Raw genomic sequence first — 17899 nt, 5'->3', positions numbered from 1 at the left:
CGTTCAATTGCAGAATTGCAGGACGTTGGCCCGGCTCTTGTCGCTGGGGGCGGTCTGGTCCTGCTGCAGCCAGAACTGGCACTTGGGGTTGGACAGGTTGCGATAGCTGTTGCGGGCCTGCTCCAGGCGCTGCTGCTCTTCGTTCCTGCGCAGGTTGTCCTTGTATTGCTCGAACATCTGCGTCGAGTCGCCCGATGCCTGTGGCGTGGCCGGTGCGACCGGGGCCATGGGTTGGCCCAGTTGCCGGGCCGCGTCGGCCAGGGGCGCCAGTGGCTGGGGCATGAACACCCGTGCCAGCAGCCAGGCGGTGAGGGCCAGGGCGACGAAGCCGAGCCAGATGCCCAGAGCGATGCAGCCGGTCAGTTGCAGTGGATTGAGCGTGACGTACAAGCGGCGCGGCGGTTGTGGGCGATAAGGCATGGCGGCCTCCTTGCGGTTGGGTCGGTGCAGGCTGCGATTGTCCCATGAAGATTAATCGACGTGGGCCCTTCTGCGCAGAGGGATTTGCGCGGACAATCGACGCCTTTGCCAAACGGAGCCCTTGCATGCCGGCCAACTGGGATATTTTCTGCACCGTCGTCGACAACTACGGCGACATCGGCGTGACCTGGCGCCTGGCCCGGCAACTGGTGGCTGAGCAGGGGCTGGCGGTGCGCCTGTGGGTCGACGACCTGCGCGCCTTCGAGCGGCTGTGCCCGCAGATCGATATCGACTGCCCGCGGCAGGTGCGGCAGGGGGTCGAGGTGCGCCACTGGTCAGCCGAATGGCCGGCGGTGGAGGCGGCGGATGTGGTGATCGGGGCCTTCGCCTGCCAACTGCCCGAGGCGTACATGGAGGCGATGGCCCGGCGGGCGGAGGCCCCCGTTTGGCTGAACCTGGACTACCTGAGTGCCGAGGACTGGGTGGTCGGTTGCCATGGTCTGCCGTCGCTGAAGTTCAGGCAGGTGCAGCGTTATTTCTTTTTCCCGGGGTTCCTGCCGGGCACCGGCGGTCTGCTGCGAGAGGCCGGGTTGCTGGAGCAGCGCCGGGCCTTCCAGGCCGATCCTGCGGCGCGGCGCGAGTTCCTGCGCGGTCTCGGGGTGGAGCTGGGCGAAGGTGAGCGGCTGATTTCACTGTTCGCCTATGAAAATCCGGCGGTAGGTGGTTGGCTCGAGGCGCTGGCGGCCGATGTCCGGCCAACCCGCTTGCTGGTGCCGGAGGGGCGGGTGCTGGCCGATGTCCGGGATTGGTTGGGGGGCGCTGGCCTGGAAATCGGTGACAGTCAGGTACGCGGGTCGCTGACAGTGCAGGTCGTGCCGTTCGTCCCCCAGCAGGACTACGACCGCCTGCTGTGGAGCTGCGATTTCAACGCCATCCGTGGCGAAGATTCCTTCGTGCGGGCGCAGTGGGCCGGCCGGCCGTTGCTCTGGCATATCTACCGGCAGGAGGAGGATGTCCATCTGGAGAAGCTGGAGGCGTTTCTTGCACTGTATACCCGCGGTCTGTCGGAGCCGGCCCGGGAGGCGTTCAGTGTCTGGTGGCGGGCCTGGAACACCGCAGGCGGCATGAAAAACGCCTGGTCGGCGGTGCTGCGCAACGAGCGTGAACTGCAGGCACACGCCGAGCGCTGGTGTCAGGAACAGGGCTCTCGGGTCGATCTGTCGACAGCGCTGGTACAGTTTCGCCAAAGTTCGATATGATATGCGGCCTAGATTTTTGTACATCCCATCCAAATTCGGATATTCGCAATGAAAACTGGTAAAGAACTGAAACCCGGTACCGTGCTGCGTATCGACAACGATCCTTGGCTGGTTCAGAAGACTGAATTCACCAAGTCGGGTCGCAACAGCGCGATCATGAAGACCAAGCTGAAGAACCTGCTGACCGGTTACAAGACCGAAACCGTTTACTTTGCAGACGACAAGCTGGACGACGTCATCCTCGATCGCAAGGAAGTGACCCTGTCCTTCATCAGCGGTGACTCCTACACCTTCATGGACACTACCGACTACACCATGTACGAGCTGAACGCCGAAGACATCGACGCCGTTCTGCCGTACATCGAGGAAGGCATGCAGGACGTCTGCGCGCTGACCATGTACGAAGAGAAAGTCGTATCGGTTGAACTGCCGACCACCATCAGTCGTCAGGTTGTCTACACCGAGAACGCTGCCCGTGGCGACACCTCGGGCAAGGTCATGAAGCCTGCCAAGCTGGCCAATGGCACCGAGATCCAGGTTGCCGACTTCATCGAGATCGACGAGTGGATCGATATCGACACCCGTGACAACTCCTTCAAGGGTCGCAGCAAGAAGTAATTGCTCGATGTCACATGAAAAACCCGGAGCTTTCCGGGTTTTTTTATGCCTGCTCGCGGGGGGCAAAAAGCTTCGCAGGCAAGCCTTGCTCCTACAGGATCTGCGGTGTCGTTGAAGTTCGACTTCGACGCAGATTCTGTAGGAGCAAGGCTTGCCTGCGAATAGGCCTTCGAAATCGCCGAAGGCCCATCGTGACAGCGCTTACTTCAGGTGTTGCTTGAGTTCCCCGGACGCCTGCAGCAGAGCCGAGCGGACTTCCGGCACCTGGCTGACCACGTTGAGCAGGCCGAAGTCGTGGATCATGCCGTTGTAGCGCACGCTGGTCACCGGCACGCCGGCTTCATCCAGCTTGCGGCCGTAGGCCTCACCTTCGTCGCGCAGTACATCGGCCCCGGCGGTCTGGATCAGTGCCGGCGGCAGGCCCTTGAGCTGTGCCGTGGTGGCCCGCAGCGGCGAGGCGTAGATCTCCTTGCGCTGCGCGGCATCGGTGGTGTAGTTGTCCCAGAACCACTTCATCATGTTCTTGCTGAGGAAGTGCCCCTCGGCGTACTGGTTGTAGGACGCCGTTTCGAAGTTGGCGTCGGTCACCGGCCACAGCAGCAGTTGGAACTTGAGTGCCGGGGTGCCCTTGTCCTTGGCCATCAGACTGACCACCGCCGCCATGTTGCCACCGACGCTGTTGCCGGCGACTGCCAGGCGCTTGCCGTCGACACCGATTTCCTTGCCGTGCTCGGCGACCCATTTCGTCGCGGCGTAGGCCTGGTTGATCGCCGTCGGGTAGTGGGCCTCGGGGGATGGCGTGTAGTTGACGAACACCGCCGCCGCTCCGGAACCCACCACCAGGTCACGTACCAACCGCTCATGAGTGGGGAAGTCCCCCAGCACCCAGCCGCCACCGTGGAAGTACATGAACACGGGCAAGGTGCCCTTGACGCCGGCCGGCCGCACGATGGTCAGTTGCAGTGGCTGACCGTCGACCTGGATGGTCTTCTGGCTGATGTCGGTGCGCGGCAGGGTCAACTTGACGCCAGACTGCGCGCCGGACAGCACGGCACGGGCCTCGGTCGGCGTCATCTGCTCCATCGGCTTGCCGGTACCGGCATTCAGTGCATCGAGAAACGCCTGGGTATTGTGTTCGACGCCAGTGTTTTCGGCGGCGAATGCACCCTGGACGGACAGCGCGAGCAGAGTACCGGTCAAGACCTTGCTGAAAGTGTTCATGTGCGGCTCCTTGGTTTTTCGGCTCGAGTTAGACGGTGACGTGCAGACGGACGTCGACGTTGCCGCGGGTGGCGTTGGAGTACGGGCAGACCTGGTGGGCTGCGTCGACCAGGCTCTGTGCGTCAGCCTGTTCCAGGCCCGGCAGGCTGATGTGCAGGTCGATGTCCAGACCGAAACCGCCAGGGATCTGGCCGATGCCGACATGGGCGGTGATCGATGCATCTGCAGGGATCTGGCGCTTGCTCTGGCTGGCGACGAACTTCAGGGCGCCGATGAAGCAGGCCGAGTAGCCGGCGGCGAACAGTTGCTCAGGGTTGGTGGCTTCGCCGCCGGCACCGCCGAGTTCCTTGGGCGTTGCGAGTTTCACGTCGAGGATGTTGTCGCTGGAAATCGCACGGCCATCACGGCCACCGGTGGCGGTTGCAACTGCGGTATAGAGAGCTTTCATGGTGGACCTCGTCATTTCAAATGGTTTGATTTGCGCTAAATATTTGCGCGCTAACTGAGTACGGTTTAAATGTACTGCACTAATATTTAGTGCGCAAGATAAATTTTCAAAAAAATCGCTCGTCGGTTTTTGAGGGTGTCCGGGAGCGGGTTATTGCGGGTGGGATTGTCGCGGCAGCCGGGGCTGTCGGCTTGTAGGCTGGTGCTGTGTTCTGAAGGGGAAACGCGGTGGTGGCGATTGCGTTCGCCACCGACAGGGCGGCAGGTTCAGAGGCTGTCCTGCAGATGGCCGCGCAAGGCGAGCAATTCGGCCTGCAGGGCTTTCAGCCGCTCCATGGACCCGCCACCGGCGGCCAGAATGCACTTTGGAATCCCCCGGGCCTTCTCGCGCAGGGCACGGCCGGCCTCCGTCAGCTCGATGATGACCACGCGCTCGTCTTCCTTGCTGCGGGTCCGGCTCAGCAGGCCTTCGGCCTCGAGCCGCTTGAGCAAGGGGGTCAACGAGCCGGGATCGGTCAGCAACTTGTTGCTGATTTCACCTACGGTCAGGCGATCTTGTTCCCACAGTACGATCATCGCCAGGTACTGTGGATACGTCAGGTTCAGGGCCTGAAGCAGGGGTTTGTAGACCTTGGTCATCAACAACGAGGTGGAGTGCAGGGCAAAGCACACCTGATTGTCCAGAAGCAGGTCGTCGCAGTTGTCGGTGGTGCTGTTCATCACGGAAGCCTTGTGTGTCACGTCTGTTGAATCTAGCGGGCGAATCTTTAATGCGCCAGGGAATTTTCCCCATTAATGCCGACCCAGCCCGCTTTGCAAGGCCAGGTCCCAGGGCGGGACGGGGCTGAAGCGGCTCTTGAGGAACTCCAGCAGCAGGCGGCTGCGGGAGTTGGCCGGCTGATCCAGGCGCAACGCATAGATGCCGGAGGTTTCCGGCGCCGGCAGGCCGTTGTCGCAGAACAGCGGCAGCAATTCGCCGCGCAGCAGGTACTCGCTGATCAGCCAGGTCGGCAGGTGGGCCACGCCCAGGCCGCTGAGGGCGCCGGACAGCAGGGCCTCGGCGTTGTTGGAGGTCATGCGGACCCGCGACGGACGGTGCAGTTGCATCTGGCCGTCCTGTTCGAAGCGCCAGGCCATCGGCGGGGCGAGGGCATCCCAGTCGAGGCCGTGATGTTGGCCCAGTTCGTCGGGTCGCAGGGGCGTACCGCGGGCCTTGAGATAGGCCGGACTGGCACAGGCGATGCGCACGATGCTCGCCAGGGGAGTGGCGACCAGTCGGGTATCGGCCATCTGGCCGGCTCGTAGCACCAGGTCGACCTTGCCCAGGTTGGACCCCTGCATGTCGACGAAGCTGTCGATCAGGTGCAGTTGTACATCGAGCCCGGGATAGTCCACCAGGAAGTCGGCGATGGCCGGGGCCAGGTGACGACGGCCGAAGGCGGCGGGCGCGTCGATGCGGATCAGACCTTCCGGGGCATTGCTCAGCGATACCGCCTCGGCCCTTGCCAGGCGCAACTCGGCGACGATGCGCCGGGCCCGTTCGGCGAACGCCAGCCCGGCGGGTGTGGCCCGTACCGCATGGGTGCTGCGGATGAACAGTCGCGAGCCGACCGAGGCTTCCAGGCTGTCGATACGCCGGGCCACCGCCGAGGGTGTCAACGGATGGCGACGGGAGGCGGCGGAAAAGCTGCCGGCTTCCAGGACATCGAGGAACAGGCCGAGTTGATCCGTGAGGCTGGTCGGGTTCATGAGCTTCGCTTGTGCGTAGTTGGCACAGCCATTGTGCGTTGTTGTGCGTTTCCGTGCCAGAGCCGACTGCGTAGCATGAGGCCCATCGAGCGGGGAGGTGGTTGTGATCGAATGGTTTGAGTATCTGGCATTGGGCGTGGCAATGGGCGCGGTGGGCGGCCTGTTCGGGATCGGCGGTGGTCTGATCGCGATTCCGGTGCTGGGCATCCTGTTCGGCCTGGACCAGCAGATGGCCCAGGGCACGGCACTGGTGATGGTGGTGCCGAACGTGGTGTTGGCGTTGTACCGCTACCACCAGCGCAACCGTATCCAGTTGAAGCACGCCTTGCCCCTGGTGGTGACGAGTTTCTGTTTCGCCTGGTTTGGTGCCCTCTGGGCCGTGGGTCTGGACCCACGCAGCATGCGCCTGGGGTTTGTCGGCTTCCTGCTGGCGTTGGCACTGTTCTACCTGGTGCATTCGTTCATGGCCCCGTCCGCTGTATCGGCGCAGATGCGTCATCCCTGGCCCTGGCTGGGCGTGCTCGGCGCGGGTTCCGGGGCCATGGGGGGGCTGTTCGGGGTCGGCGGCGCAGTGGTCGCCACGCCGTTCCTGACCATCGTCTTCGGTACTTCACAGGTGGTGGCCCAAGGCCTGTCGCTGGCCCTGGCGCTGCCCAGCACCGGAGTGACCCTGGTGACCTACGCACTGCACAACGAAGTGGACTGGCGCATGGGCATCCCGATGGCGGTCGGCGGGCTGCTGAGCATCAGTTGGGGGGTGAAAATGGCCTATGCCTTGCCGGAGAGGATGTTGCGCGCGCTGTTCTGTGTCTACCTGGTGATCGGTGCGGTGCTGCTCGGCCTCAAGGCTTGAAGCCGTCGACGATGTGCTCGGCCAGGCATTCGGTGATCGGCGAGGGCTTGCTCGGGTTGCGCACCAGCATGATGTTGAGCAGGGGCAACTGCGGCAAGCCTTCGGCTTCACCGAGGATGCGCCAGTCCTGGGGCACCAGGCTTTCCAACTGGGCGGTCATCGCCAGCCCGACATTGACCACCGCCATGATCGTCGACAGGCTCGGACAGTTGTAGGCCAGGCGATAGTCGCGGCCGCGGGCGTCGAGGGCGTTGCAGGCCCATTGCGTGCAGAAGCAGGCCATGCCGTCCATGGCCAGGGGCAGCGGGTTCTGTTCATGGATCGCCGCGTTCTGCGCCTCGGCCCAGACCAGGCGTTCCTGGCGCAGCAACTGGCCGACTTCGTCGCCGGGCTTGCGGGTGACAATGGTCAGGTCGAGGTCGTGGCGCAGCAGCAACTGCGTCGAGGACTCGCAGTTCACCTCGATCTGTATCAGCGGGTAGGACTGGGCGAAGCGCGACAGGATGCCGGGCAGGAAGCGCATGACGTAGTCATCGGGCACGCCGATACGCACCAGGCCGACCATGTGCGGCTCGCGCAGGGTATTGAACACCTCGCTCTGCAGTTTCAGGATCCGCCGGGCATAGCCGAGCAGCACCTGGCCTTCGGCGGTCAAGCGCATCTGCCGGCCGTCGCGCTCGAACAACTGGCGTTGCAGCACATCCTCCTCCAGCCGCTTCATCTGCATGCTCACGGCCGATTGGGTGCGATTGACCTTTTCTCCGGCTTTGGTGAAGCCGCCCTCTTCGGCGATTGCGACGAAGGTACGCAGGATGTCGGTATCGATGCTCGGGTAGCTGGACAAATCATCAATCTCCGAGATGTGTTGCATAAGAAACATTCGTTGGATTGATCTTAGCGCCGGGCACAGACTTCAGTCATCCCCTACTGGAGGGCAGGATGATGAAAGGTCAGAAAGGTTATCTGCTGGTTGGCGGGAACGCGCGTACAGGGCTGTCGTTGTCGGGGATGTGGCAACGTCTGGCGCGCTGGTACGAGTTGTCCCGGGAGCGTCAGATGCTGGCTTCGCTGAGTGATGATGCACTCAAGGATATCGGGCTCAGCCGGGCCGATATCGATGGCGAAACCCACCAGCACTTCTGGAACGATCCGCTGGGCAAGGGCCGCTGATGGCGAGCGGGCCGGTGCTACCCAAACCGGGGGCGACTGGAGTAGTTTGCGGGATCACAAGGAGGCGTACATGCCCGCAGACCTGTCGTTTTCGTTCAAGCAAGCCCGTCGCCTGGCACTGGCGGCCCAGGGATTCCAGGGCCCCAGAAGGCAGGTGCCGATCCAGCCGCGACAGCTCAATCGCCTGATCGAGCGCCTGGGCGTGGTGCAGATCGACTCGGTCAATGCACTGGTGCGTTCCCATTACCTGCCGCTGTTTTCCCGTCTGGGCAATTATTCCGCCGACCTGCTCGACCAGGCGGCCTGGAGCCAGGGGCGGCGACGCACGTTGTTCGAGTATTGGGGGCATGAGGCGTCGCTGCTGCCGATGGCGTTGTATCCATTGATGCGTTGGCGCATGGCGCGAGCGTCACGGGGCGAAGGCATCTATCAACAGATGGCGCGGTTCGGTCGCGAACAGCAGACTACCATTCGCCGGGTGCTGGCGCTGGTCGAGGAGCGCGGCGCGCTGGGGGCGGGCAGCCTGTCGAGTCGCGAGGAAAAGGCCGGTCCCTGGTGGGACTGGAGTGCCGAGAAGCACGCGCTGGAGTGGCTGTTTGCCGCCGGCGAGGTCACCGTGGCCGGGCGGCGTGGTTTCGAGCGACTCTACGATCTGCCGGAGCGGGTGATCCCGCGGGCCGTGCTCGGCCAGACACCGGTCGACGAGGCCGAGGCCCAGCGCGGGCTGCTGCGCCAGGCGGCATTGGCCCTTGGGGTGGCGACCGAAAAGGATCTGCGCGACTACTACAGGCTCGACCCGGCCGACAGCCGGGCGCGCCTGGCGGAACTGGTGGAGGCGGGTGAAGTGCAGGTCTGCGAGGTCGAGGGCTGGCGTCAGCCGGCGTATTGCCCGGTACAGGTGAAGGTGCCGCGCAAGGTCGAGGCCAGTGCCTTGCTGTCGCCGTTCGATTCGTTGATCTGGGAGCGCAGCCGTACCGAGCGGCTGTTCGATTTCCGCTATCGGCTGGAGATCTATACGCCGCGGCACAAGCGGGTCTATGGCTATTACGTGTTGCCGTTCCTGCACGGCGAGCGGATTGCCGCGCGGGTCGACCTGCGGGCCGAACGGGCGCAGGGGCGGCTGGCGGTGCATGCGGTGCATGAGGAAGAACAGGGATTGGACGAGGCAGGGATGGCGGCGCTGGCGGCCAGCCTGCGGCAGTTGGCCGACTGGCTGGGGCTGGCGGATATCCGGCTCAATTGCCCGCGCGAGAGCGCACGGCGCTTGCGCGGGCTGCTCTGAAGAATGGCTGTCCGATCAACCGACCCCTTCGCGGATGAACCAGGGCGCTGACCGGTTCATCCGCGAAGGGCCGATGCAGGCGCTACTGGCTCAACGCCGAACCTGCTTCAGCGTCTCGGCAATCAGGAACGCCAGCTCCAGCGACTGGTCGGCGTTCATCCGCGGGTCGCAATGGGTGTGGTAGCGATCCGACAAGCCATCCTCGGTGATCGGTCGCGCGCCGCCGATGCACTCGGTGACATTCTGCCCGGTCATCTCGATGTGAATCCCGCCGGCATAGCTGCCCTCGGCCTGATGCACCTGGAAGAACTGCTTCACTTCGCCAAGGATCTGCGCGAAGTCGCGGGTCTTGTAGCCGCTGCTGGCCTTGATGGTGTTGCCATGCATCGGGTCGGAACTCCACAGTACCCGCTTGCCTTCGCTTTCCACGGCGCGAATCAGTCGTGGCAGGTGCTCGCCGACCTTGTTCGCGCCCATGCGGACGATCAGGTTCAGGCGCCCGGGATCGTTGTCCGGGTTGAGGATGTCGATCAGCCGGATCAGTTCGTCGGTGTTCATGCTCGGGCCGACCTTGACCCCGATCGGGTTGTTCACCCCACGCAGGAATTCGACATGGGCACCGTCGAGCTGGCGGGTGCGGTCGCCGATCCAGAGCATGTGTGCCGAGCAGTCGTAGTAGTCGTTGGTCAGGCTGTCGCGGCGGACGAACGCTTCCTCGTAGTTCAGCAGCAGGGCCTCGTGGGCGGTGAAGAAGCTGGTCTCGCGCAGTTGTGGCGCAGTGTCCAGGCCGCAGGCGCGCATGAACGCCAGGGTTTCATCGATACGGTCGGCCAGTTGGCTGTATTTCTCGGCCAGGGCCGAGTTGGCGATGAAGTCCAGGTTCCACTTGTGTACCTGGTGCAGGTCGGCAAAACCGCCCTGGGCGAAGGCCCGCAGCAGGTTCAGGGTGGCCGTCGACTGGTGGTAGGACTGCAGCAGGCGCTCGGGATCCGGCGCACGGCTCCGTTCGTCGAAACCGATGCCATTGACGATATCGCCACGGTAGGCCGGCAAGGTCACGCCGTTGATCGTTTCGTCATTGGCCGAGCGGGGCTTGGCGAATTGGCCGGCCATGCGCCCGACCTTGACCACCGGGCAGCCGGCGGCGAAGGTCATGACCACCGCCATCTGCAACAGCACCTTGAAGGTGTCGCGGATTTTCGCCGCCGAAAACTCCGCGAAGCTCTCCGCGCAATCGCCACCCTGGAGCAGGAAGGCACGGCCCTCGGTCACTTCGGCGAACTGGCGACGCAGTTCGCGAGCTTCACCGGCGAACACCAGTGGCGGGTAACTGGCCAGGGTCTGCTCGACGCGCAGCAGGTGAGCGGCGTCCGGGTACTGCGGTTGTTGCTGGATCGGCAGGGGGCGCCAGCTGTCGGGGCTCCAGGGGTGGCTCATCATGCACTCTAGTCGTTGACGGTAGGACACCCATGGTAGCAGCAAATTAGTACGTGACCTGTTGCCGTGGCATGGCTGACAATCGCGTTTTGCCGTTCGTTGCCGGGTGGCTGATTCATCGCGTCGGCAGTGGCCGGTTGCGCCAAGGAGATGAAATGAGTGAGGAGCGCGTCGAGCGCCTGTTGGCTGAAGTGCACGACGACTTCGGCATGATTCGCGTGCTGGAAGTGGAGGACTACCGCTTTCTCGAATTTGGCGATGCGATCGAGCAGAGCTGCGTGTTTACCGCCGATCCCAGCTGGCTGGAGTATGACTACACCCGTGCGATGCTGATTGGCGCCCTGTGTCATGAGCAACCGGAAAGTGCGCTATTCCTCGGGCTGGGAGCCGGGACGCTGACCCAGGCCTGCCTGAAGTTCCTGCCACTTGAGGATGTCGAGGCCATCGAACTGCGCCCCGATGTGCCACGGCTGGCCATCGAGTACCTGGGCCTGGACGACGATCCGCGCCTTTATATTCGTGTCGGCGATGCCCTGGACCTGCTGGGCACGGCGGAGTCGGCGGACCTGATCTTCGTCGACCTGTATACCGATGTCGGCCCGGGTGCGGGGCATCTGGCCTGGGTGTTCCTGGAAAACTGCCAGAAGAAGCTCAATCCCGGCGGCTGGCTGGTGATCAACCAGTGGGCCACCGATGACGGCAAGCCGCTTGGCGCGGCATTGTTGCGCGGTCTTTATCATCGACACTACTGGGAACTGCCGGTGAAGGAGGGCAATGTCATCCTGATCATCCCGGCCGACCTGGACCAGGCGTTGGACATGGATGCGCTGCTTGCCCGCGCCGATGGCCTGGCGCCACGCCTGGGCTATTCATTGCGACCGCTGATCAAGGACATCCGTCCGGCGAGTTGAAGCCTGCGTCGTCGAGCCGACGGGTGAATCGTTTAAGCCGCCAGGTGCGCGGATAGGCGACAACCCGTCGGTCGGTTATCCGCAGGGCCCGGTACAGAGGGCCGTCAACTGGCCTTTTCCGATAAAAAAAGCTCCCTTTTTTTGTCAGTTCCGGTATAGTGCGCGCCGGCCTTTAGCCGGGCCGCGTTTAGGTATGCAATCGCCCGAAGTCAACTTCGGGTGCTGTTCGCCCCTGCGAACTAACCTCGACGATCCTTTCATTCAATCGTTTTCGCAAATCCCCGCCGACAAAGCTGCCAGGGTGACTCTCAGAGTCTTACACGGCATGCGCAGCTTTGGAGCATGGGTCTTTGCGGATGCACTTAGAGGCAGACCCATGACCCAGGAAATCGGCGGCTTCGCCGCTCTTGAACTTCATCCCAGTATTGTCGCTGCAGTAGTCGCCACCGGCTACGAAGAGCCTTCGGCCATTCAGCAGCAGTCGATCCCGATCATCCTTGCCGGTCATGACATGATTGGTCAGGCACAAACCGGTACCGGTAAAACGGCCGCGTTCGCCCTGCCCATCCTGCACCGCATCGATCCGTCCAAGCGCGAGCCGCAAGCTCTGATCCTGGCCCCAACCCGTGAGTTGGCGCTGCAAGTTGCAACCGCTTTCGAAACCTACGCCAAGCAGATGCCTGGCGTGACTGTCGTGGCCGTCTATGGCGGTGCGCCGATGGGCCCGCAGTTGAAAGCAATCCGTAATGGCGCACAGATCGTTGTCGCCACCCCGGGCCGTCTGTGCGACCACCTGCGTCGCGACGAAAAAGTCCTGGCTACCGTGAACCACCTGGTTCTCGACGAAGCGGACGAGATGCTCAAGCTCGGCTTCATGGATGACCTGGAAGTCATCTTCAAGGCCATGCCTGAAAGCCGTCAGACCGTCCTGTTCTCGGCCACCCTGCCGCAGTCGATCCGCGCGATCGCCGAGCGTCACCTCAAGGACCCGAAACACGTCAAGATCCAGAGCAAGACCCAGACCGTCACCGCGATCGAGCAGGCTCACCTGCTGGTTCACGCCGACCAGAAGACCTCGGCCGTGCTGAGCCTGCTGGAAGTCGAGGACTTCGACGCGCTGATCATGTTCGTGCGCACCAAGCAGGCCACCCTGGACCTGGCCAGCGCCCTGGAAGCCAAGGGCTACAAGGCCGCTGCGCTGAACGGTGACATCGCCCAGAACCAGCGTGAGCGCGTGATCGACTCGCTCAAGGACGGTCGCCTGGACATCGTCGTCGCCACCGACGTGGCGGCCCGTGGTCTGGACGTACCGCGCATCACCCACGTGTTTAACGTCGACATGCCGTACGACCCGGAGTCCTACGTACACCGCATCGGCCGTACCGGTCGTGCCGGTCGCGAAGGCCGTGCGCTGCTGCTGGTGACTCCGCGTGAGCGCCGTATGCTGCAGGTGATCGAGCGTGTGACCGGGCAGAAAGTGGCTGAAGTGCGTCTGCCGGACGCCCAGGCCATTCTCGATTCGCGGATCAAGAAGCTGACCAACAGCCTGGCTCCGCTGGTGACCGAGGCCGAAGCGACTCACGGCGATCTGCTCGACCGCCTGACCGCCGACATCGGTTGCAGCCCGCGTGCCCTGGCCGCCGCCCTGCTGCGCAAGGCCACCAACGGCCAGGCGCTGAACCTGGCGGCGATCGAGAAAGAGCGTCCGCTGGTGCCGAACAGCACGCCGCGTGGCGATCGTCCGGAGCGTTCCGGTGATCGTCCAGAGCGTGAGCGTCGCGCGCCGATGCCACTGGCTGAAGGCCGTGCCCGTTGCCGTACCGCGCTGGGTGCGCGTGACGGTATCGCGGCGAAGAACCTGCTGGGCGCCATCCTCAACGAAGGTGGCCTGGCGCGTGAAGCCATCGGTCGCATCCAGGTGCGTGACAGCTTCAGTCTGGTGGAGCTGCCTGAGGAAGGTCTGGAGCGTCTGCTGACCAAGCTGAAGGACACCCGTGTGGCCGGCAAGCAGTTGAAGCTGCGTCGCTACCGCGAAGATTGATCAGCCCTGGGTTGATTGATCGATGAAAAAATCCCCGACTGGTTCGGGGATTTTTTTTGCCTGCAATCAGGGCGCTCAGTCGAAGCGGTAGATGTCCATGCCCAGCGCGCCCAGGGTGAAACCCTGGTGGACGATCCCCATCCGCTCGCCCGCCCCACGGGCGAAGTACAGCGGCAGCAGGTGTTCGTCGCTGGGGTGGTTGCGCACGGCGTAGGGCGCCTGGCGCCGGTAGTCGTCCAGGGCCGCGTCGTCATTGGCGGCGAGCTTGTCCACTATCCAGTCACGGAAGGCCTTGGCCCAGGGCTCGATGACTTCCGGGCCGGCGCGCCAGTTCAGCTCGCCGAGGTTATGGGTGATGCTGCCGGAGCCTACCAGCAGGATGCCCTGTTCACGTAGGCCACGCAGGACCTGTCCGATACGGGTCTGCAAGGCTGGGCCCATCTGGCTCGGCAGCGAGACCTGGACGATGGGGATATCGGCATCGGGATACATCAGTTTCATCGGTACCCAGACCCCATGGTCGAACGGACGGGTGTTGTCCAGGCGTGCCGGCAAGCCCGCATCCGTCAACAGCCCGGCGACCTCGGCGGCCAGTTCAGGCTGGCCAGGGGCCGGGTACTGCACGGCGAACAGCTCCCGAGGGAAACCACCGAAGTCATGCCAGGTTGCCGGGCGGAGACTGCTGCCGACCAGCAGCCCCTGGCTTTCCCAGTGCGCCGAGACGATCACGATGGCCTTGGGACGTGGCAGTTCGGCGGCCAGCCTGGCCAGGGCCGGGCCACTGGCGCCGGGTTCGAGGGCAAGCATCGGCGAGCCGTGGGAGATGAACAGGCTGGGGAGCATGATGAGGGTCCTGAGCGTTAAGATGACGCCATCATCAGTCATATCATTGATCTAAATCTAATATAAGTTTTAGTGAATTCTTATCGAATTAGTGGGGTTAAACATGCAGCCTGAGTTTTGGCACAAACGCTGGGAGCTGGGCCAGATCGGTTTTCACCTGGACCAGGTCAATCCCTACCTGCAGCGCTTCTGGCCGGACCTGTCGCTGGCGCCGCAGGCGCGGGTGCTGGTGCCGCTCTGCGGCAAGAGTCTCGACCTCGCCTGGCTGGCGGCGCAGGGGTTGCGGGTATTGGGCGTCGAGCTGTCAGGAAAGGCGGTCGAGGACTTCTTCCAGGAGCGCCAGTTGCAGCCGCAAGTCCGTGAGCAGGGGGCCTTTCGGATCTACGAGGCCGGCCCGTTGGAGCTCTGGTGCGGGGATTTCTTCGCCCTGACGGCCGAGGATGTCGCCGAATGCTCGGCGGTTTATGACCGCGCGGCGATGATCGCCTTGCCGCCGGCGATGCGTGAGCGTTATGCGAGCCATCTGACGCGGATTTTGCCGGGTGGTTGCCAGGGGCTGCTGATTACCCTGGATTACGACCAGTCGCTGCTGGACGGCCCGCCCTTCGCGGTGCTCGATGGCGAGGTGAGAAGCCTGCTGGAGCCGGGGTGGGAAGTCCAGGTGGAAGAGGAGCGGGATGTGCTCGCGGACAGCGGGAAGTTCCTCAAGGCCGGAGTGACGCGCCTTGAGGAGCGGGTGTATCGATTGGTGAGGAACGAGATAGGCTGATGGTGATCGTTCCCACGCGGAGCGTGGGAACGATCGGGGGATCAGCCGCGGCGGCGCAGGGCGTCGATGCGCTCTTCCAGCGGCGGGTGGCTCAGGAACATCTTGGCCAGGCCCTGCTTCAGGCCGCCGTTGATACCGAAGGCGTTCAGCGTGTCGGGCATGTGCACCGGCAGACCCTGTTCGGCGCGCAGGCGCTGCAGCGCGCCAATCATCGCAGCGGTTCCGGCCAGGCTGGCACCGGCCTCGTCGGCGCGGAATTCGCGCTTGCGCGAGAACCACATGACGATGGCGCTGGCGAGGAAGCCCAGGACCAGTTCGGCGAAGATGGTCGCCACGTAGTAGGCGACACCCTGGCCTTCTTCGTTCTTGAAGATGACCTTGTCGACGAAGTTGCCGATGATCCGCGCGAAGAACATCACGAAGGTGTTCACCACGCCCTGGACCAGTGCCAGGGTGACCATGTCGCCGTTGGCCACGTGACCGATCTCGTGGGCCAGCACGGCCTTCACTTCATCGGGCGAAAAGCGCTCCAGCAGACCCTGGCTGACCGCGACCAGCGCGTCGTTCCGGTTCCAGCCGGTGGCGAAGGCGTTCGCCTCGTAGGCCGGGAAGATCCCGACTTCCGGCATCTTGATCCCGGCTTCGCGGGACAGTTGCTCGACGGTTTGCAGCAGCCATTGCTCGTGGCGGGTGCGTGGCTGGGTAATGATCTGGGTACTGGTGCTCATCTTCGCCATCCATTTGGATATGAACAGCGAGAACAGCGAACCGGCAAAACCAAAGACCGCACAGAAGATCAGCAGCTGATTGAGGTTGAGATCAACCCCATTGGCCGCCATGAACCCGTTGAAGCCGAAAAGGCTCAGGGTGATGCTGGCAATCAGCACGACCGCCAGGTTGGTAGCCAAGAACAGCAGGATGCGCATCATGGTTGAAAGTATCTCCTCATCTAAAGATGTCGCTTTATGCGGGGTATATAAGGTGCCGCTACCGCCTATTCAACCGGGTGACTATTTCAAACTGTGTCCTACAGCCCGATTGTAGAATCCTGCCGGCCATTTCCGAATCGCAAAGATCGACCTTTTTCTTCAGGCAGCCGCCCAGAACCCCCGGAAACTGCAGTGCAGAGCCTTTGACAGCGTTGCACGGTACAGTTCGGCAAATGACGTACGTACATACAAAAAACAGCTGATGAGAGAGGGGCCGCATGGCGACTCCCTGTCGGGAGTCGCCATGGGTTGTAGGATATTACTGGCGATAGGATTTCAGGAAGTGGCCGATGCGGCCGATGGCCTGCTCCAGGTCGTCGACCCGCGGCAGGGTGACGACACGGAAGTGATCCGGCCATGGCCAGTTGAAGGCCGTGCCTTGCACCACCAGCAGTTTTTCCGAGAGCAGCAGGTCCAGGACGAATTTTTCGTCGTTGTGGATCGGGCAGACCTTCGGGTCGATCCGCGGGAAGGCATACAGTGCGCCCATGGGCTTGACGCAGCTGACGCCGGGAATGTCATTGAGCAGTTCCCAGGTGCGGTTGCGCTGCTCCAGCAGGCGACCGGGTGGCAGCACCAGATCGTTGATGCTCTGGTAGCCGCCGAGGGCGGTCTGGATCGCGTGCTGGCTCGGCACGTTGGCGCACAGGCGCATGTTGGCCAGGATATCGAGGCCTTCGATATAGCTCTGGGCATTGTGCTTGGGACCGGAGATGGCGATCCAGCCGGAACGGAAGCCGGCGACCCGGTAGGACTTGGACAGACCGTTGAAGGTCAGGCACAGCAGGTCCGGTGCCAGCGAGGCGGTGCAGACGTGCACGGCGTCGTCGTAGAGGATCTTGTCATAGATCTCGTCGGAAAACACCACGAGGTTGTGCTGGCGGGCCAGTTCGAGCATGCCCAGCAGGACTTCCTTCGAATACACCGCGCCGGTCGGGTTGTTCGGGTTGATGATCACCATGGCCCTGGTGTTCGGGGTGATCTTGGCCTTGATGTCGGCCAGGTCAGGCCACCAGTTGGCCTGCTCGTCGCACAGGTAGTGCACCGCCTTGCCGCCGGACAGGCTCACCGCGGCGGTCCACAGCGGATAGTCCGGTGCCGGGACCAGCACTTCGTCGCCATTGTTGAGCAGGGCCTGCATCGACATCACGATCAGCTCGGAAACGCCGTTGCCCAGGTAGATGTCCTCGATACCGACACCTTCTACCTGTTTCTGCTGGTAGTACTGCATCACCGCCTTGCGTGCGCTGAACAGGCCCTTGGAATCGCTGTAGCCCTGGGCGGTCGGCAGGTTGCGGATCACGTCCTGGAGGATTTCATCCGGTGCTTCGAAACCAAAGGGCGCCGGGTTGCCGATGTTCAGCTTGAGGATGCGATGGCCTTCCTCTTCCAGGCGTTTGGCGTGCTTGAGCACCGGGCCGCGAATGTCATAGCAGACGTTGGCGAGCTTGTTCGATTTGCTGACCTGCATGGTGATGTGATCCCGAAAATGGACGATCCAGACGACCCGCCGGGGTCGCTGTGGCAATACTGCGTCTGCGGCGCGTCCCGTGGCCCCTTGCCGCCGCTGCGGAAAATCCGATTTGAATGCGGTTCAAGTGGGTGCCAGACTGGCGTTCAACGAGGCGCAATCATACGTGCCACCCGATCCGTGGAAAAGGTACAGTTCGGGGTTTTATCCGCCGCCGAGGTGCAATGATGGAAAAGCTTGCGAAAACCCTGGACGAATGGCGCGCCATGCTCGATCCGGAGCAGTACAACGTCTGCCGCCTGAAAGGCACGGAGCGGCCGTTTTCGGGGAAATACAATGGCACCAAGACCGATGGTGTCTATCATTGCGTCTGCTGCAATGAGCCGCTGTTCGACTCGAAGGCCAAGTTTGACTCCGGT

At 63.0% G+C, this 17899-nt stretch carries 18 protein-coding genes and 1 pseudogene; 9 read left to right on the top strand and 10 right to left on the bottom strand.

The features are described 5' to 3' along the window. Positions 1 to 3: 3 nt before the first annotated feature. Positions 4 to 420 (bottom strand): hypothetical protein, encoded by a 417-nt coding sequence (locus K675_RS0122285; RefSeq protein WP_017905683.1) that lies wholly within the window; start codon positions 418 to 420, stop codon positions 4 to 6. A 125-nt stretch (positions 421 to 545) separates the two neighbouring features. On the opposite strand from K675_RS0122285, the gene earP reads away from it, so the two are divergent. Together earP and efp are read left to right on the top strand one after the other, a co-directional pair. After that, positions 546 to 1679, top strand: a complete 1134-nt coding sequence (gene earP, locus K675_RS0122280) for an elongation factor P maturation arginine rhamnosyltransferase EarP (protein WP_017905682.1) — start codon at positions 546 to 548, stop codon at positions 1677 to 1679. 48 nt (positions 1680 to 1727) lie between these two features. After that, positions 1728 to 2297, top strand: coding sequence for an elongation factor P (efp, locus tag K675_RS0122275; protein ID WP_017905681.1), 570 nt, complete (start codon positions 1728 to 1730; stop codon positions 2295 to 2297). A 201-nt stretch (positions 2298 to 2498) separates the two neighbouring features. On the opposite strand, the gene K675_RS0122270 is transcribed toward efp, so the two are convergent. From K675_RS0122270 to K675_RS0122255, 4 genes are all read right to left on the bottom strand, one after another. Further along, the gene (locus K675_RS0122270) at positions 2499 to 3518 is read right to left on the bottom strand and encodes an alpha/beta hydrolase (RefSeq protein WP_017905680.1); all 1020 of its coding nucleotides are present in this window, start codon (positions 3516 to 3518) and stop codon (positions 2499 to 2501) included. Between the two features lie 28 nt (positions 3519 to 3546). Further along, on the bottom strand, positions 3547 to 3966 hold the full coding sequence (locus K675_RS0122265; RefSeq protein ID WP_017905679.1) for an organic hydroperoxide resistance protein: 420 nt from the start codon (positions 3964 to 3966) through the stop codon (positions 3547 to 3549). A 266-nt stretch (positions 3967 to 4232) separates the two neighbouring features. Next, on the bottom strand, positions 4233 to 4685 hold the full coding sequence (locus tag K675_RS0122260) for a MarR family winged helix-turn-helix transcriptional regulator (RefSeq protein ID WP_017905678.1): 453 nt from the start codon (positions 4683 to 4685) through the stop codon (positions 4233 to 4235). A 72-nt stretch (positions 4686 to 4757) separates the two neighbouring features. Then, positions 4758 to 5714 carry a LysR family transcriptional regulator gene (locus tag K675_RS0122255; RefSeq protein WP_017905677.1) on the bottom strand — a complete coding sequence of 319 codons (957 nt, stop codon included), beginning with the start codon at positions 5712 to 5714 and terminating at the stop codon, positions 4758 to 4760. Positions 5715 to 5817: 103 nt separating this feature from the next. Here K675_RS0122255 and K675_RS0122250 point away from each other — a divergent pair, with 103 nt between their 5' ends. After that, positions 5818 to 6567: a sulfite exporter TauE/SafE family protein gene (locus K675_RS0122250; protein ID WP_017905676.1), complete on the top strand. Its 750-nt coding sequence runs from the start codon at positions 5818 to 5820 to the stop codon at positions 6565 to 6567. On the opposite strand, the gene K675_RS0122245 is transcribed toward K675_RS0122250, so the two are convergent. Next, positions 6557 to 7411 carry a LysR family transcriptional regulator gene (locus tag K675_RS0122245; protein ID WP_026145435.1) on the bottom strand — a complete coding sequence of 285 codons (855 nt, stop codon included), beginning with the start codon at positions 7409 to 7411 and terminating at the stop codon, positions 6557 to 6559. The genes K675_RS0122250 and K675_RS0122245 overlap by 11 nt on opposite strands. A gap of 95 nt (positions 7412 to 7506) precedes the next feature. On the opposite strand from K675_RS0122245, the gene K675_RS0122240 reads away from it, so the two are divergent. Next, complete coding sequence (locus tag K675_RS0122240; protein WP_017905674.1) at positions 7507 to 7737, top strand: DUF1127 domain-containing protein; 231 nt, start codon at positions 7507 to 7509, stop codon at positions 7735 to 7737. A gap of 70 nt (positions 7738 to 7807) precedes the next feature. Next, positions 7808 to 9019, top strand: coding sequence for a winged helix-turn-helix domain-containing protein (locus K675_RS0122235; RefSeq protein ID WP_017905673.1), 1212 nt, complete (start codon positions 7808 to 7810; stop codon positions 9017 to 9019). Between the two features lie 90 nt (positions 9020 to 9109). Here the strand turns inward: K675_RS0122235 and K675_RS0122230 are convergent, their stop codons facing one another. Continuing rightward, positions 9110 to 10456, bottom strand: coding sequence for a class II 3-deoxy-7-phosphoheptulonate synthase (locus K675_RS0122230; RefSeq protein WP_017905672.1), 1347 nt, complete (start codon positions 10454 to 10456; stop codon positions 9110 to 9112). Between the two features lie 155 nt (positions 10457 to 10611). Between K675_RS0122230 and K675_RS0122225 the strand changes: the two genes are divergently transcribed. Both K675_RS0122225 and K675_RS0122220 read left to right on the top strand, forming a co-directional pair. Further along, a complete protein-coding gene (locus K675_RS0122225) occupies positions 10612 to 11367 on the top strand; it encodes a spermidine synthase (RefSeq protein WP_017905671.1) in 756 nt (251 codons plus the stop codon). 342 nt (positions 11368 to 11709) lie between these two features. Further along, positions 11710 to 13408 (top strand): annotated as a pseudogene (locus K675_RS0122220) (DEAD/DEAH box helicase). Positions 13409 to 13483: 75 nt separating this feature from the next. Here the strand turns inward: K675_RS0122220 and K675_RS0122215 are convergent. Next, complete coding sequence (locus K675_RS0122215) at positions 13484 to 14251, bottom strand: DODA-type extradiol aromatic ring-opening family dioxygenase (protein WP_017905669.1); 768 nt, start codon at positions 14249 to 14251, stop codon at positions 13484 to 13486. Between the two features lie 103 nt (positions 14252 to 14354). Here K675_RS0122215 and K675_RS0122210 point away from each other — a divergent pair, with 103 nt between their 5' ends. Next, positions 14355 to 15020, top strand: a complete 666-nt coding sequence (locus tag K675_RS0122210) for a thiopurine S-methyltransferase (protein WP_017905668.1) — start codon at positions 14355 to 14357, stop codon at positions 15018 to 15020. A 41-nt stretch (positions 15021 to 15061) separates the two neighbouring features. On the opposite strand, the gene htpX is transcribed toward K675_RS0122210, so the two are convergent. Next, positions 15062 to 15949 (bottom strand): protease HtpX, encoded by an 888-nt coding sequence (htpX, locus tag K675_RS0122205; protein WP_017905667.1) that lies wholly within the window; start codon positions 15947 to 15949, stop codon positions 15062 to 15064. 319 nt (positions 15950 to 16268) lie between these two features. After that, complete coding sequence (locus K675_RS0122200; RefSeq protein ID WP_017905666.1) at positions 16269 to 17480, bottom strand: pyridoxal phosphate-dependent aminotransferase; 1212 nt, start codon at positions 17478 to 17480, stop codon at positions 16269 to 16271. A gap of 227 nt (positions 17481 to 17707) precedes the next feature. Here K675_RS0122200 and K675_RS0122195 point away from each other — a divergent pair. Next, on the top strand, positions 17708 to 17899 hold a 192-nt coding region (locus K675_RS0122195; RefSeq protein ID WP_026145433.1), incomplete at its 3' end, for a peptide-methionine (R)-S-oxide reductase.

The sequence above is a fragment of the Pseudomonas fuscovaginae SE-1 genome (assembly GCF_000364705.1).
GTDB classification, from domain to species: domain Bacteria; phylum Pseudomonadota; class Gammaproteobacteria; order Pseudomonadales; family Pseudomonadaceae; genus Aquipseudomonas; species Aquipseudomonas fuscovaginae_A.
This window is presented reverse-complemented; position numbering and strand designations above follow the sequence as displayed.

Coding starts and splice junctions, on each gene's coding strand:
- K675_RS0122260 (WP_017905678.1), bottom strand. CDS start 4,685: ATGAACAGCACCACCGACAACTGCGACGACCTGCTTCTGGACAATCAG.
- efp (WP_017905681.1), top strand. CDS start 1,728: ATGAAAACTGGTAAAGAACTGAAACCCGGTACCGTGCTGCGTATCGAC.
- K675_RS0122225 (WP_017905671.1), top strand. CDS start 10,612: ATGAGTGAGGAGCGCGTCGAGCGCCTGTTGGCTGAAGTGCACGACGAC.
- K675_RS0122235 (WP_017905673.1), top strand. CDS start 7,808: ATGCCCGCAGACCTGTCGTTTTCGTTCAAGCAAGCCCGTCGCCTGGCA.
- htpX (WP_017905667.1), bottom strand. CDS start 15,949: ATGATGCGCATCCTGCTGTTCTTGGCTACCAACCTGGCGGTCGTGCTG.
- K675_RS0122285 (WP_017905683.1), bottom strand. CDS start 420: ATGCCTTATCGCCCACAACCGCCGCGCCGCTTGTACGTCACGCTCAAT.
- K675_RS0122210 (WP_017905668.1), top strand. CDS start 14,355: ATGCAGCCTGAGTTTTGGCACAAACGCTGGGAGCTGGGCCAGATCGGT.
- K675_RS0122240 (WP_017905674.1), top strand. CDS start 7,507: ATGATGAAAGGTCAGAAAGGTTATCTGCTGGTTGGCGGGAACGCGCGT.
- K675_RS0122270 (WP_017905680.1), bottom strand. CDS start 3,518: ATGAACACTTTCAGCAAGGTCTTGACCGGTACTCTGCTCGCGCTGTCC.
- K675_RS0122215 (WP_017905669.1), bottom strand. CDS start 14,251: ATGCTCCCCAGCCTGTTCATCTCCCACGGCTCGCCGATGCTTGCCCTC.
- K675_RS0122230 (WP_017905672.1), bottom strand. CDS start 10,456: ATGAGCCACCCCTGGAGCCCCGACAGCTGGCGCCCCCTGCCGATCCAG.
- earP (WP_017905682.1), top strand. CDS start 546: ATGCCGGCCAACTGGGATATTTTCTGCACCGTCGTCGACAACTACGGC.
- K675_RS0122200 (WP_017905666.1), bottom strand. CDS start 17,480: ATGCAGGTCAGCAAATCGAACAAGCTCGCCAACGTCTGCTATGACATT.
- K675_RS0122255 (WP_017905677.1), bottom strand. CDS start 5,714: ATGAACCCGACCAGCCTCACGGATCAACTCGGCCTGTTCCTCGATGTC.
- K675_RS0122265 (WP_017905679.1), bottom strand. CDS start 3,966: ATGAAAGCTCTCTATACCGCAGTTGCAACCGCCACCGGTGGCCGTGAT.